Source organism: Azospirillum sp. UENF 112521, from assembly GCF_058780665.1.
Genome location: NZ_JBSNCI010000004.1, coordinates 160,717 through 174,389 on the forward strand (window position 1 = coordinate 160,717; position 13,673 = coordinate 174,389).

Below are 13,673 nucleotides of genomic sequence, written 5' to 3' on the forward strand. Positions count from 1 at the left end.
GGGAGTTGCTACCTGACCACCATCCGGTCGAGCAGGATTTCCCTCACCCGCACCCCGCGCAGTTCGCGGTCGAGGACCCCGGCAATCGTGCTTTTCATCAGCATCGCCCCGTCGGCGCCGGTCAGCTGCTGCGGGTCGAGCTGGCGCATGCGGTCGGACAGCCGGTCGGTGATGCGGGGGACATAGGGGTCGGCCACCTTGCCGTCCACCGACGGGTCGATCTCCAGCAGCACCTTGACGTCCACCATCCGGGCATCGTTGCCGCCCAGGCTGAAGGTCATCAGCGGCAGCGCCGCGTATTTCTTGTCGGGTCCCAGCTGTGTCTGGGAAGCCGGGGCGCGGTTGCGGGTGGCGACCAAAGCGGCGGTGCCCCCCAACGCCGCCAGCACCAGCAGCAGGCCGGTCAGAAGGATTGGCATCAGGGAAACCGTTTCCCCCTGCCGGTTGCGACGAACGAGCCGCAAAGTGGCCTTTCCGCCCCCATCGCGGGGGCCACGAAACCCATCGGGGATCCTGCCCGTCCGGGAATGCTAGGCGCACAACAAATGCCGGTCAAATGCCGATCATGCCGGCAACGGCCAATGTTCAGGCCCCCAATGTTGGGGGCCTAATCTTCGGCCGGTCAGCCGGCGGGGATCACCGGCACATTGTCGATCAGCCGGGCCTTGCCCATCCAGGCGGCGGCCAGCAGGCGGGCCGGCCGGGTGACGGCGCTCACCGGCTCCAGCGTTTCGGCGTCGCGCAGCTCGACATAGTCGATGGTGCCGAAGCCGGCCTCGGCGATGCGGCCGCGGATGCCGGTCAGCGCACCGTCGACCTCCGCCCCACCCGCCAGCGCGGCGGCGGCGGCGGTCAGCGCCCGGTTCAGTTCGGGCGCGCGGGCACGCTCGTCGGCGCTGAGATAGGCGTTGCGCGAGGACATGGCGAGCCCGTCGGCCTCGCGCACCGTCGGCAGCCCTTCGACCCGGACGGGAATGTCGAGGTCGCGGGTGAAGCGGCGGATCACCATCAGCTGCTGATAGTCCTTCTCGCCGAACACCGCCACGTCGGGCAGGGCCTGGAGGAACAGCTTGGTCACCACCAGCGCCACGCCGCCGAACATCTGCGGCCGGAAGGTGCCGCACAGCCCCTCCGCCGGACCGCCGACCGAAATGGCGGTGGCGAAGCCCTGGGGATACATGGCGCGCACGGTCGGCGCATAGAGCGCATGGCAGCCGGCCGAGGCCAGCTTGGCGGCATCGCCGTCCTCATCGCGCGGGTAGCGGTCGAAATCCTCGTGCGGGGCGAACTGGGTCGGGTTGACGAAGACGCTGGCCACCACCCGGTCGGCCAATTCGCGACCGCGCCGGATAAGGCCCAGATGGCCATCATGCAGGGCGCCCATGGTCGGCACCAGTGCAACGGTCAGCCCCTCCCGGCGCCAGGCGGCGACCTGCGACCGCAGATCCTCGACCGTCCGCAGGACCGGCAGGGTGCCGGCGGACAGGGTGCCGATCGGATTGGAAGACGACGGGGCGGCGGTCGGTGTCATGGCGTCGGTCCTTGGCACAGCGAAACGGGCGCTGGATACCCCGACGGACCGTTCCTGTCCAGAAAAGCTTTCCGCAGGACAGACTGTTGCCGAACCGTCATGGTTCGGCAGCCGCGGCGGAGAGGGCGGCCTCCCTCTCCGCCGCGGTTCCGGATCGGCTACCGGCTATCGGCGCTTGGCCATCAGCGCTTGGCCATCAGCGCTTGAAGGTGATGCCGACCAGATAGGCTAGATTCGCCCAGGCGAGCAGAGTCGCCAGCAGCGCGGTGAAGGACGGCACCAGGATCACCGAACCGATGATGACGGCCAGGACGGCGACCAGCAGGGCGAGAGACAGCAAAGCGATACGGGTATCGTCCATGTGAGTTGGCTTTCCGAAGCGGGTGACAGGAATGATGCCCTGTCTAGCCTATTGCAGCGCAAAAGGGGCTGATCTGCGTCAATCGACCGCGGGATCGCCCATTACATAAGGATTTTGCGATGTTGGCTGTGCCGGTCCGCGCCAGCGCACGCAACTGCGGTCAGACAGGAGCGGAAAGCAAAAAAGGCTCCGGACTATTGTCCGGAGCCTTTTTTAATGGTGGGCGCGACAGGGATTGAACCTGTGACCCTTCGCGTGTGAAGCGAATGCTCTCCCGCTGAGCTACGCGCCCGAACCCTGAAACTCTGTACCGAACTCTTTTGCGCCGCGACCGTCTTTCGTCGGCCCCGCCGCTGCGGTGGGCGGGTTTCTACGGCCTTCCCCAACGGGTGTCAAGCGTCAGATTCATCCCCATCTTAAAAAAGATTGCCCACCCGAAACGACACCCCCGAAAACGTCGCCCCCGAACCGACACGACGACCGCAGGAGCTTTGGACCGTGCCCCAGCCCAGCCCCCGCCGCCTTCCCCGCCATCTCCTCTGCCATCTCCTCTGCCCTGCCCGGACGGCCCTGATTGCGGCCGGCCTCTCACTGCCCCTGCTTCCGCTGGCAACGGCCGTGGCGTCGGCGGAGCCGGTGAAGGCGACCTACCGGGTCTTCGTCGGCGGGGTGACCGCGCTGGACGTGAATGCGACGCTGGACGTGGCCGGCGACCGCTACCGCATCGCCGTGTCGGCGGTCACCGGCGGCACCATCGGCCGGCTGTTCAGCTGGCGCACCGACTCCGAGAGCGACGGCCATGTCCGCGGCGACGATCTGCGGCCGGACAGCCACCGCCAGACCAGCCAGCTGCGCGGCGAACCGCGCAACGTCACGCTGACCTACGGACCGCAGGGCGAGATTTCCACCAGCGTCACGCCGCCGGCGGACAAGGACGACCGCGAGACGGTGCCGCCGGACCTGCAGCGCGGCACGCTGGATCCGCTGACCGCCGTGCTCGACCTGCTGTTCGCGGTGGGCGCGAGCGAGGGCTGCGACCGGTCGCTGCCGGTGTTCGACGGCCGCCGCCGCTACGACATGGTGTTCAGCGAGGTGGGGCGGCGGATCGTCGACCCGTCGCGCTACTCGATCTTCTCCGGCGTCGCCCAGCAATGCCGCGTGAGCTACAAGCCGGTGGCCGGCTATGCCCGGTCATCGTCGGGCGGCCGCTTCTGGCAGCGCAACAATCCTGCCGACCGGCCGCCGGTCAATCTGTGGCTGGCCCCGGTCGCCGCCGGCTATCCGCCGCTGCCGGTCCGGCTGGAGACGGACAGCGATTTCGGCAGCGTGGTGGTCCATCTGACCGGCGTCACGCCGCCAGCGGCAGACCGCCGGGCCGGAGCCTCGCCGCAGACCGTGCGCTGACCGCGGCAGCCGGCCCGGCCGGTCCCGTTGTGGATCGGGTGTCCAGGACCAGATCGGACAGCGCAATGCCGGCCCGCCGCCCCGCGTCGCTCAGCGCCGTGGCCGACGGCCAGAGGAAACAGCCTTCCAGCTCGAGCATCCTGCCGTCCAGCAACGCCGCAAAGCCGCCAAGTTTGCCCATATGAACGATCCGAGCCATGCGAGAGGCCATGGTGGAGTTCCTTCCCATCGGCTGCCGCCATGACGCTGGCCGGACGGCCGCGAAACACGCCGCCGTCCGACCCGCACCCGGCAGGTTTTTGATTGATTGTCGTGCCTGCCGGCTGCGGCCAACGTCAGCAGCAGAACGGTGAAAGCCAGCGAGCCGGCTGTCAGGGCATCGTCCTGCATCATGGCGCGTCCTCCCCCGGATCGGCGTCCCGTCGCCCGGCAGCGCCGGATCGACCCTTGCCAGTCTAGGGGCTTTGCGGTTCCGGCACGCGGGTCCTGAGGGATACCCCTTCCGTTCAAAGGGATAGTATCGGTGTATGTACCCGTCGCTATCCGAACCCGGATCGCCCCGCGGTCGGTGGACATCGCGCCTCGAACCTACTGTCGGTTGAAGCCATCACAGGTTAATGACAAAGTTGAGACCGTATGCAATGTCCACCCAGGCCCCCGAGTTACCGTCTCGGGAAATGTTCCGGACCACTCACGGCTGGAGGGCTTCGCACAGTGCCGGCAATCAAAGGGAACACCGTCGTTGTGTTGGAGCAGAACGCCGTTCTGCGCCTTGGCGTCGAAGCATTGCTGGAATCCTGGGGATGCCAAGTCGTTTCCGGCGACAACCTGGATGACATCATTGCCGACACCAGGGCAGACAATCTCCGTCCGACGGTGTTGCTTCTTCCTCCGACGAACGGCCAGGAAACCGGCGACCAGCTGGCCAGCCGCTTTGAAGCCGAAATCGGCTACCCCCTGCCATGGATCGGCATTACCGGGGATTCCAGCCTTCTGCAACGCTGGAAAGCCGGCGCCTTCAGCGGAATCCTGCTGGAGATGCCCTGCTCGCCCGAGACCCTCCGGGCTGCCCTGCTCAAGGCACTGCGGCAGAAGGACGGATCTTCCGGCCCTCCCACAGCCTGAAAGCTCCCTGCACCGCGCCATGGTGCCGGCAGCCGTGCATTGGCCAGACGTCATCGGACCTCGCCGGCCGGACGGCGGCATGACTATGACGGCTCTGCGGTCCTGGCTACTCGGAAAAAGACCGTGTAGCCGGCTGTGGGTACCGTGCCGCGCGGACCTAAAGGCCGAATTGACGCAGGGGAAGCGAAACGCTACTTCGGTGACAATACTGTTCAACGCCGCTCCCGGACACCTCGGGGACAGAATAGGATTTGGCGGCGCCCTGATCCTGGCAAGAAAAATCGGCCGGAACTGAAAGGAAACATTTCCGTGATCTGTGAAAGGAATCATCCTCTCTGCCGGCGGAATTCGGATGTCCTGCCCTGGAGATCACGACCGTCATCGGATACATGTCACTGAAGGATCACGAAACCCATGCGACCGGGCGAACCGACGGGAGTCATGGGGGAACCTGGCAGGTAACCCGTTGGAAACATTTGTTTATTGCAGATTGAAACAAAAGTTGACTTGGGCTTCCATGCTGTGCTGTGGCACACCATTCTCGGAAATGCGGATGGTGCGGCGCCCACTCCGGTAGAAGCGCCGTCCTTTCCAGCAGCGATGTCTTAACGTTTACCGGCTCAAGTACGGCGCCTTCATCGACCGGCTTTCCCTTCCACTTCAAGGCTCGACCAGGAACATCACCATGGCCCATCGTCCGCTCGCCTGCGTGATCCTCGCCGCCGGCAAGGGCACACGCATGAAATCCGATCTGCCCAAGGTGCTGCACCGGGTTGCCGGCCGGCCGATGGTCGGGCATGTGCTGGCCGCGGTGAAGACGCTCGACCCCGACCATGTCGTGGTCGTGGTCGGCCCCGGCATGGACAGCGTGGCCGCCGCCGTCGCCCCCTACCCCACCGCGGTCCAGCACGAGCAGCGCGGCACCGCCGACGCCGTGCGCGCAGCCTTCGGCCTGCTGGAGGGCTTCACCGGCGACGTCATCGTGCTGTACGGCGACACGCCGCTGGTGACGCCGGACACGCTGCGCGCGCTGGTGCAGGCGCGCCGGCAGGCGGCCGACCCGGCCGTGGTGGTGCTGGGCATGCGCCCCGACGATCCCGGCGCCTATGGCCGCCTGATCCTGAACGCCCGCGGCGGGCTGGAGAAGATCGTCGAATATCTCGACGCCAGCGAGGAGGAGCGCGCGGTCACCCTGTGCAACGCCGGGCTGATGGCGTTCGACGGCGCGCGCATGGTCGACCTGATCGGCAGCGTCGGCAACGACAATGCCAAGTCCGAATATTACCTGACCGACGTGGTCCAGATCGCGCGCCGCGCCGGCATGGCCTGCGCCGTGGTGGAGGCCGCTCCGGCCGAGGTGGTCGGCGTCAATTCCCGCGCCGAGCTGGCGGAGGTGGAGAAGCTGCTGCAGCGCCGCCTGCGCAAAGCCGCGATGGACAACGGCGCCACGCTGATCGACCCCGACAGCATCTTCCTCAGCGTCGACACCCGGCTCGGCCGTGACGTGGTGGTCGGCCCCGGCTGCTTCTTCGGTGCCGGCGTGACGGTCGCCGACCGGGTGGAAATCAAGCCCTACTGCCATCTGGAAGGCGTGCGCATCGACAGTGGCGCCGTCATCGGCCCCTATGCCCGGCTGCGCCCGGGTGCGGAGATCGGCCCGGACGCCCACATCGGCAATTTCGTCGAGGTGAAGAACGCGGTGATCGAAGCCGGGGCCAAGGCCAACCACCTGACCTACATCGGCGACGCCCGCGTCGGGGCCAAGGCCAACATCGGCGCCGGCACCATCACCTGCAATTACGACGGCTTCTCCAAGAGCCGGACGGAGATCGGCGCCGGGGCCTTCATCGGTTCCAACAGCGCCCTGGTCGCCCCGGTCGTCATCGGCGACGGTGCCATTGTCGGCGCCGGCAGCGTGGTGACGATGGCGGTGGAGGCCGACGCGCTGGTGGTCGCCCGCGGCAACCAGAAGGCGTACGCCGGCTGGGCAAAGCGTTTTCGCGAACGGAAGCAAAACGAGAAAGCAAAAAAGGCGTAGGATCGGTCCGGGATCCGTTTCTCTCCGGCTCGTCAGCCGGCACCTTTTTCAGGAGCATCAGGTCCATGTGCGGCATCATCGGCATCAACGGCATCCACGACGCGTCCCCCCGGTTGGTGGAGGGCCTGCGCCGGCTCGAATACCGCGGCTATGACAGCGCGGGCGTCGCCACCCTGGTGAACGGCCATATCGAGCGCCGCCGCGCCGAGGGCAAGCTGGCCAACCTGGACATGAAGCTGCGCGACCAGCCGCTGTCCGGGACGGTCGGCATCGGCCACACCCGCTGGGCCACCCACGGCGGCCCGACGGAGAACAACGCCCACCCGCACGCCACCAAGCGTGTCGCCGTCGTCCACAACGGCATCATCGAGAATTACCAGGAGCTGAAGGACGAGCTGACCGGCCACGGCTACGTCTTCGAAAGCGCCACCGATACCGAGGTGATCGTCCATCTCGTCACCTACTACCTGGACCGGCAGGGCATGACCCCGGTCCAGGCGTCGGCCGCCGCCTTCAAGCGCTTCACCGGCGCCTTCTCCCTGGTGCTGATCTTCGCCGGCGAGCATGAGCTGATGATCGGCGCCCGCCACGGCACGCCGCTGGCGATCGGCTATGGCGACGGCGAGATGTACCTGGCGTCGGACGCCTTCGCGCTGGCGCCGCTGACCAACCGCATCTGCTATCTGGAGGACGGCGACTGGGTCGAGGTCAGCCGCACCGCCGCCATCGTCCACGACGCATCGGATGCGGTGGTCGAGCGGCCGGTGAAGACCACGGCGGTGTCCGGCGCCCTGATCGGCAAGGACGGCTACCGCCACTACATGCTCAAGGAAATCTACGAGCAGCCGCAGGTCATCGGCGACACGCTGAACGCCTACATCAACCCGGAGACCGGCACTTTCACCCTGCCGGACTTCCCGTTCGATCTGGCCGGTGCGTCGAAGCTGACCATCGTCGCCTGCGGCACCGCCTATTACGCCGGCTTCGTCGCCAAATACTGGTTCGAGACGCTGGCCCGCATCCCGGTCGAGGTCGACATCGCGTCCGAGTTCCGTTACCGCGAGGCGCCGCTGCCGCCAGGCGGCATCGCCCTGTTCATCTCGCAGTCGGGCGAGACGCTGGATACGCTGGAGGCGCTGCGCTATTGCAAGCGCCAGGGCCAGAAGATCCTGTCGATCGTCAATGCCCCGGAAAGCACCATCGCGCGGGAATCCGACGCGGTGCTCTACACCATGGCGGGCCCGGAGATCGGTGTGGCCTCGACCAAGGCCTTCACCACCCAGCTGACCACGCTGGCCTGCCTTGCCGTCACCGTCGGCCGCGCCCGCGGCGCCATCGACCAGGAGCGGATGCAGCAGATCGCCCACGCGCTCCGCGAAGTGCCCGCCCGTGCCGCCGACGTGCTGGCCCATGACGAGCGGCTGAAGGAGCTGGCGCAGGAGGTGTCGGAAGCCCGCGACGTGCTGTATCTCGGTCGCGGTGCCATGTATCCGCTGGCCCTGGAAGGGGCGTTGAAGCTGAAGGAGATCAGCTACATCCACGCGGAAGGTTACGCCGCCGGCGAGTTGAAGCACGGTCCGATCGCGCTGATCGACGACAATGTCCCGGTGATCGTGCTGGTGCCGTCCGACGCCCTGTTCGAGAAGGTCGTGTCGAACGTGCAGGAGGTCTGCGCGCGGTCGGGCAAGGTGCTGCTGCTGGCCGACCGCAAGGGCATCGACAAGCTGAAGGACAAGGTGCGCTGGTCGGTCGAGCTGCCGGCCTGCGACCCGCTGGTCGCCCCGCTGCTCTACGCCATCCCGGTGCAGCTGCTGGCCTATCACACCGCCGTGCTGAAGGGCACCGACGTGGACCAGCCGCGCAATCTGGCAAAGAGCGTGACGGTGGAGTAAGCGGGCCATTCTCCGCGAACAAAGTGTCTGCGTATGCATGAGCGTCAGCGCTCCCGGGAAAGCGTTTCCCCATTTCTGGAAACGCCTCCACGGGAGCGCGCTCGGCCGTTTGGGATGATCCCCGTTTCCCCGACAGCGTGGCGACATAGCGAGGCTCGGCCCGGGTTCGAGCCCTGCCCCCGATGTCGGCAAGGGTCCGGCTCCCGATCCAGGCGGTTCGGGAGCACGATCCCATCAAACCATCACTTGCGGTCCAGCGGGAACAGGGCGGCGGGCAGATGCAGCAACCGCACGGTTCCCTCGTAAAGCCGGACGATGGCCGGCGTCAGCACTCCGTCAACGATGGGGCGTGCCGGAATGACCAGCAGGGACGCGGTGGCGGAAACCAGAAGCGCACCCGCCATGTCGAGGGGGAAGTGAACGCCAAGATAGATGCGCGCCCATGCGACGCCCATCCCGAAGGTCATCATCCCCCAGCCCAGCCGTTGCCAGGACCCCCGCAGCAGCAGGCTGATCCCGATCGTCCACATGAAGGTCGCATGATCGCTGGGGAAGGATGAATCCGCGGCATGCGGGATCAGCTGATGCCCCAACCCGAGCACGAAGGGGCGCGGATGATGCCAGAGCGCGCCAATCGCCGCGTTGACCAGCGCCGCCGTCAGCAGGGCGCATCCGGCACCGACCAGGACAGCGCGTCCGTTTTGCCGTCCCCACACCCACAGCGCCGCGACCAGGGCCGCGACCAGCACCACCACATCGTCCGCCAGAAAGCGCGCCAGCATGAGAAGCCCGGCCGGCGGATCGGATGGAGCGTTCAGCAGAAGGAACAGATGTTGGTTCAGAGCTTCCATAAGCGGGGTCCGATCGTTTCGATTCGATGACAGGCAGGGCAGACAGATAGGCCGTGGCGCTTGCACATGCCTGGGCGCGAACGGTCAGGACCGGGGCGTTCGGCTGAGTCCGGGAGAGCGATGAGGATAGCGAACGCTCCAATCGGCCCCCCCGATGAAAACGGTCGTCATTGACGCGGCGAGGCACAACCTCGGCACCGGCCGAACGTCAATCGATCCGCAGCCCCGTCTGGTCGATGCTCCCGGTCCGAAGAACCAGCGCCGTTGCAGGACCGGCGGCAGGCATACGAAAGGCGATCGTCGAAACATCGACTTTCAGGAAAAATTCGTCGGTGCCGGCAAGGGAAAACATCTCGACCTGATCGCTGCCGACCCGACCGTACAGGCGATTGCCATCGGCAATGACAGCGATCTCGAAATCGGGCAGGCGGTAGCGGCCAGCCAAACGGGCGTAGAATGCCGGGTCGGCGATACCGAGCCGGCGTTCGACCGGCCGGAACGCCGGCCAATCGTACTCCTCGGCAATCGCGCGCAGCAGGCCATGAGCGACAGCCCCGGCAGAGCCGTTGGTCATGATCACGGCTCCGTCCTGGCTGCCGCCCACGAAACCCGCCATCACGCACGAAAAGCCGGCATTGAGCCCGCTGTGGAAGAAGCAGGGGTCTGGTCCACCGCCCTTTCCGCCGCCATCGAGTCCAAACCCCAGGCCGAAGCCGCCAAGACCGGGCGTCAGCATTGTTTTGACCATGTCAGGCGACAGCACCTCATCGCGCCGGCCGGACCAGGCGCGCTGGAGCGCCATGATAACCAGCGCCAGGTCGGACGGTGTCGACCACAGCCCGGCGGCTGCCATCTCCGGATAGATGTGGGGACCGCCCTCGACCGGCTTTCCATCGAAACCGTAGGGTGTCGCCGCCTCGGCGACACGGTCGACGGGAAGAGGTTGTGCGAATGTGCTGTCGGTCATCGACAATGGACCCAGGACCGCCCGCTCCATGTGAACGGGGAACGCCTCGCCCGTGACATCGATCAACAGCTGCTGAAGCACCGTATATCCGCCGCCTGAATACCGCCATGCGGTGCCCGGCGGTTGGCCGACGCGGATCGGCGGCGAGTTCGCCGGGTCGATGCCATCGAGCACCTGACCCAGCGTCGGGACTGGCTGACCGGCCGGATAGCCGGCAAACCCGTGCACGGTCAGCCCCGCGCTATGGTTCAGCAATCCGCGGACAGTGACGGCGGTCGACCCGGCGGCAGGCGGGATGTGCCAGGAAACGAGGTGGCTGTCGACGTCGGCGTCAAGGCCAAGCCGACCGTCCTGAACCAGCCTCAGCACCGCCAGCGCAGTGATCGGCTTGCTGATCGACGCCGCCTGGAACAGCGTGTCGGCGGTCACCGGAGAGCCGCCGACCGTGACGTTCCCAAAACCGCGCGTCCAGGCCAGACGACCCTCATGGATGACCGCAACGCTGACACCAGGGACATGCAGCGCCGCCATGCGCGCAGCCAAACTCATGTGCGCAGCCAGACTGGGCCAGTCGGCCGGTTCACCGGCGACGATCACCGGCGGCGGAAGACCGGCTGCGATCCGCTGGATACGGGCTTCGAGCGCAGGGTCGGCCGGAGCGGCCGACACGACCGGGCCATTCGATGACAGGTGCGTCATGGCAGCGGTGCGCAGGCAATTCTTCTGACACCATGCCGGCATCGGTTCGCCATGCTTCCCCGCTCGCTCATCGGCCTGGCCTGCCGCGCTGACTGCCGATGAGCGGCGATGCAGCCAATCGGCAGGACTCGGCTTAAGAGCATCTCACGCAATCAGTGTCGGACAAAGTCTCGGGCACGCAGACCGGCGGCCCCGTCTCAGCTGCTGCCGCGATGGGTCAGCGTCAGTTCGACGGCACGGATCGGCTCCGGCGGCATGTCTCCGCGCATCCGTTGCAGGATCATCGCCCCGGCCTGCCGGCCGAGGTCGCGGCTGTCGATGCCGATGGTGGTCAGGCCGGGCGGCAGCTCCTCGGCCACGTCATTGTGGCCGAATCCCAGGATGGCGATGTCGTCGGGCAGGCGCATGCCCAGCCGGCGTGCCTCCAGCAGTGCGCCGGTCGCCAGCAGGTCGTTGGCGCAGAACACCGCCTCGACCGCCGCCTTGCGGGACAGCAGCTCGGCCAGCGCACGGCGGCCATCGACCATGCTGGTCACCCTGTCGACCGACAGCTCGGCGGCGATGTCGAGCCCGGCGGCGCGGGCACCCTCGCGGAAGCCGGTGAGGCGCAGAGCACCGCGGCCGCTGCGCCGGCCGATATAGGCGACGCGGCGGTAGCCCCGCCGGGCGAAATGCTCGGCCGCCAGACGGCCGCCGTCGATGTTGGAGAAGCCGACCAGCATGTCGATAGGGTCACGGGGATAGGCCCAGGTCTCCATGATCGGAATGCCGAGCGCCCGCAGCGCCCGCCGGTTCTCCTCGATCTCGATGACGCCGGTGAACATGACCGCCGCCGGCCGCATCTCGCGCAGCGACTGGATCATCGTCGTCTCCTTGGCGTAGGAGTAGGAGGTCTGCCCGATCATCAGCTGGTAGCCCTGCGGCTCCAGCACCTCGCCGCAGCCCTGCACGGCAAGGCAGAACTGCTGGCTTTGCAGGTTGGAGACGAAGGCGGCGACGATGTTCGACTGGCCCGACCGCAGGGCGCGGGCATGCGGGTTGGTGGCGTAGCCGGTGCGCTCGACGATCTCCAGGATCTTCCGGCGCTTGGCCTCGGCCACCTTCTCCGGCTGGCGCAGGGCGCGCGACACGGTGATCGGCGACACCCCGGCCAGCCGGGCGATCTCGACGATGCGCGTCGGAGCCGGCCCCCCAGCGGCGTCACCGGTGGCGTCCCCATCTGCCGACGGCACCGGTTCCGCCGCGCGGAGGCGGAGGACGTCGTCGATGGTCGGCGGACGTTTGGCCGCGCTGCTCTCACTCATGTCGCCCGTCTCCTTGGCCGCCTGTCCCTGCGATGCCGCCCGGTCAGGCCGCGCGCCCCAGGATGCCCGCCTCCTCCACCGGACGGGCCACCTGGATCAGGCAGTCGCCGGCCTCGCTGTCGCTGTGCAGGCGCCGCGAAATGACGATGCCCGCCTCCTCGAAGCGCAGTTCCTCCTCGGGCTGGTCGAGCCGCGTCAGGTCGTGGAACCAGCCGGCGAGATCGCCCGCGGCGACCCGCGCCCCGACATCGACCGCCGGCTCGAACCAGCCGCGCCGCAGCGCGTAGATCGCCTGCCGATGGCTGTCAAGCTGAAGCAGTTGCATCGGCGCCGGAACCGGTGCCGGAACCGAGAGAACCGGCGCGTCGGTCAACCCGACGGCGATCAGCAGATTGTCGATGGCGCGGGCGGTGTAGGCCATGGTCTCCGGCGTCACAGTGCCGCCGCCGCCGAACTCGCCGCTGATGCCGATGACGCCGGCCCGTGCGGCGGCGGCCATCGAGGTCGGCGCTGTCGCCCCGTTCTCCGCCACGAATCCGTAGGGCATGCCGAGCGCCCGCATCAGCTCCAGCGCGCGGCCGAGCCGGTCCGGCGTGCCCTGCCGTTCGATCAGGGCGCAGGGCAGGTGGGCCATCGAGGTGCCGCCGGAATGGATATCGAACACCACGTCGTGGCGCGGGAACAGCTCATGTTCGAGGAAATACGCCAGCCGGAAGGTGGGCGTGCCGGCGGGGTCGCCGGGGAAGGCGCGGTTGAGGTTGCCCTCGTCCAGCGGCGACCGGCGCCGCGCCGCCATCGCCGCCGGGGCGTTGGCGACCGGCAGGATCGTCACCTCGCCACGGATGCGCGCCGGATCGAGGCGGCGGAACAGCCGGCCCAGCAGCAGTTCGCCCTCATATTCGTCGCCGTGGTTGCCCGCCATCAGCAGCACGCGCGGACCCGTCCCGTTGCGCACGCGGCAGACCGGAACCTTCACCTGATAATAGGGGGAGCGGTCCACCGAGAACGGGATGCTGAGGAAATCCAGCGACTTGCCGTCGGCGGCGAAATCGAGCGCGTGGTAGAGGCCAGTGTGCATTCCAAAAACCTTCTGGCGGAGGGGCGCCTTGGCAGCGGTTGCCCGGCGCCCCTTCCGGTTCACCGAGGAAGCCCGCTTACAGGGCGGCGAGCGCCGTCATCTCGACGCGCAGGTCGGGGTCGGCCAGCCGCGCCTCGGTGCAGGCGCGGGCCGGCGGGTTGGCCGGGTCGATCCAGGCGTCATAGACTTCGTTCATGGCGTCGAAGTCGGTGATGTGCGGCAGGAAGACGTTGACGGCGACCAGCTTGGACTTGTCGCTGCCGGCCTCCTCCAGCAGGGCGTCGATCTTGGCCAGCACGTCGCGGGTCTGCTCGTGGATGGAGCCGGTGCGGTTGTTGGCGACCTGGCCCGCGATGTGGACCATGCCCTGGCAGACGACGGCCTGGCTCATGCGCGAACCGACCTGGAACCTGGTGATCATCG

The 13,673-nt window shown here is 67.5% G+C and carries 12 protein-coding genes and 1 tRNA gene; 4 read left to right on the top strand and 9 right to left on the bottom strand.

Features of this window, described 5'->3' with window-relative positions; all coding sequences use genetic code 11:
• Positions 1–8 precede the first annotated feature (8 nt).
• The 4 genes from ACWPN8_RS21460 to ACWPN8_RS21475 all read right to left on the bottom strand — a co-directional run bounded on the left by ACWPN8_RS21460 (position 9) and on the right by ACWPN8_RS21475 (position 2,184).
• Complete coding sequence (locus ACWPN8_RS21460) at positions 9–419, bottom strand: flagellar basal body-associated FliL family protein (RefSeq protein ID WP_109446978.1); 411 nt, start codon at positions 417–419, stop codon at positions 9–11.
• 203 nt (positions 420–622) lie between these two features.
• A complete protein-coding gene (gene panC / locus ACWPN8_RS21465; protein ID WP_492242212.1) occupies positions 623–1,531 on the bottom strand; it encodes a pantoate--beta-alanine ligase in 909 nt (302 codons plus the stop codon).
• Positions 1,532–1,727: 196 nt separating this feature from the next.
• The gene (locus ACWPN8_RS21470) at positions 1,728–1,892 is read right to left on the bottom strand and encodes a sugar tyrosine-protein kinase (RefSeq protein WP_098737443.1); all 165 of its coding nucleotides are present in this window, start codon (positions 1,890–1,892) and stop codon (positions 1,728–1,730) included.
• Positions 1,893–2,109: 217 nt separating this feature from the next.
• A tRNA-Val gene (locus tag ACWPN8_RS21475) sits at positions 2,110–2,184 on the bottom strand.
• 206 nt (positions 2,185–2,390) lie between these two features.
• Between ACWPN8_RS21475 and ACWPN8_RS21480 the strand changes: the two genes are divergently transcribed.
• From ACWPN8_RS21480 to glmS, 4 genes are all read left to right on the top strand, one after another.
• Positions 2,391–3,296, top strand: a complete 906-nt coding sequence (locus ACWPN8_RS21480; protein WP_492242213.1) for a DUF3108 domain-containing protein — start codon at positions 2,391–2,393, stop codon at positions 3,294–3,296.
• A gap of 714 nt (positions 3,297–4,010) precedes the next feature.
• Positions 4,011–4,421: a hypothetical protein gene (locus ACWPN8_RS21485; RefSeq protein ID WP_492242214.1), complete on the top strand. Its 411-nt coding sequence runs from the start codon at positions 4,011–4,013 to the stop codon at positions 4,419–4,421.
• Between the two features lie 685 nt (positions 4,422–5,106).
• Positions 5,107–6,459, top strand: coding sequence for a bifunctional UDP-N-acetylglucosamine diphosphorylase/glucosamine-1-phosphate N-acetyltransferase GlmU (glmU, locus tag ACWPN8_RS21490; RefSeq protein WP_109446968.1), 1,353 nt, complete (start codon positions 5,107–5,109; stop codon positions 6,457–6,459).
• Between the two features lie 65 nt (positions 6,460–6,524).
• Complete coding sequence (gene glmS, locus ACWPN8_RS21495) at positions 6,525–8,351, top strand: glutamine--fructose-6-phosphate transaminase (isomerizing) (protein ID WP_492242215.1); 1,827 nt, start codon at positions 6,525–6,527, stop codon at positions 8,349–8,351.
• 242 nt (positions 8,352–8,593) lie between these two features.
• On the opposite strand, the gene ACWPN8_RS21500 is transcribed toward glmS, so the two are convergent.
• The 5 genes from ACWPN8_RS21500 to ACWPN8_RS21520 all read right to left on the bottom strand — a co-directional run bounded on the left by ACWPN8_RS21500 (position 8,594) and on the right by ACWPN8_RS21520 (position 13,671).
• Complete coding sequence (locus tag ACWPN8_RS21500) at positions 8,594–9,202, bottom strand: undecaprenyl-diphosphatase (protein WP_492242216.1); 609 nt, start codon at positions 9,200–9,202, stop codon at positions 8,594–8,596.
• Between the two features lie 208 nt (positions 9,203–9,410).
• The gene (locus ACWPN8_RS21505; RefSeq protein WP_492242217.1) at positions 9,411–10,868 is read right to left on the bottom strand and encodes a serine hydrolase; all 1,458 of its coding nucleotides are present in this window, start codon (positions 10,866–10,868) and stop codon (positions 9,411–9,413) included.
• 197 nt (positions 10,869–11,065) lie between these two features.
• Positions 11,066–12,172 (bottom strand): LacI family DNA-binding transcriptional regulator, encoded by a 1,107-nt coding sequence (locus tag ACWPN8_RS21510; RefSeq protein ID WP_492242218.1) that lies wholly within the window; start codon positions 12,170–12,172, stop codon positions 11,066–11,068.
• A gap of 43 nt (positions 12,173–12,215) precedes the next feature.
• Positions 12,216–13,250 carry a M14 family metallopeptidase gene (locus ACWPN8_RS21515; RefSeq protein ID WP_109446958.1) on the bottom strand — a complete coding sequence of 345 codons (1,035 nt, stop codon included), beginning with the start codon at positions 13,248–13,250 and terminating at the stop codon, positions 12,216–12,218.
• A 76-nt stretch (positions 13,251–13,326) separates the two neighbouring features.
• The gene (locus ACWPN8_RS21520) at positions 13,327–13,671 is read right to left on the bottom strand and encodes a RidA family protein (protein ID WP_109046903.1); all 345 of its coding nucleotides are present in this window, start codon (positions 13,669–13,671) and stop codon (positions 13,327–13,329) included.
• Positions 13,672–13,673 lie beyond the last annotated feature (2 nt).

What these genes read in the sequence shown, in the direction of transcription:
- ACWPN8_RS21515 (WP_109446958.1), bottom strand. Translation starts at nt 13,250, where the DNA reads ATGCACACTGGCCTCTACCACGCGCTCGATTTCGCCGCCGACGGCAAG.
- ACWPN8_RS21510 (WP_492242218.1), bottom strand. Translation starts at nt 12,172, where the DNA reads ATGAGTGAGAGCAGCGCGGCCAAACGTCCGCCGACCATCGACGACGTC.
- ACWPN8_RS21505 (WP_492242217.1), bottom strand. Translation starts at nt 10,868, where the DNA reads ATGACGCACCTGTCATCGAATGGCCCGGTCGTGTCGGCCGCTCCGGCC.
- ACWPN8_RS21520 (WP_109046903.1), bottom strand. Translation starts at nt 13,671, where the DNA reads ATGATCACCAGGTTCCAGGTCGGTTCGCGCATGAGCCAGGCCGTCGTC.
- ACWPN8_RS21500 (WP_492242216.1), bottom strand. Translation starts at nt 9,202, where the DNA reads ATGGAAGCTCTGAACCAACATCTGTTCCTTCTGCTGAACGCTCCATCC.
- glmU (WP_109446968.1), top strand. Translation starts at nt 5,107, where the DNA reads ATGGCCCATCGTCCGCTCGCCTGCGTGATCCTCGCCGCCGGCAAGGGC.
- glmS (WP_492242215.1), top strand. Translation starts at nt 6,525, where the DNA reads ATGTGCGGCATCATCGGCATCAACGGCATCCACGACGCGTCCCCCCGG.
- ACWPN8_RS21470 (WP_098737443.1), bottom strand. Translation starts at nt 1,892, where the DNA reads ATGGACGATACCCGTATCGCTTTGCTGTCTCTCGCCCTGCTGGTCGCC.
- ACWPN8_RS21460 (WP_109446978.1), bottom strand. Translation starts at nt 419, where the DNA reads ATGCCAATCCTTCTGACCGGCCTGCTGCTGGTGCTGGCGGCGTTGGGG.
- panC (WP_492242212.1), bottom strand. Translation starts at nt 1,531, where the DNA reads ATGACACCGACCGCCGCCCCGTCGTCTTCCAATCCGATCGGCACCCTG.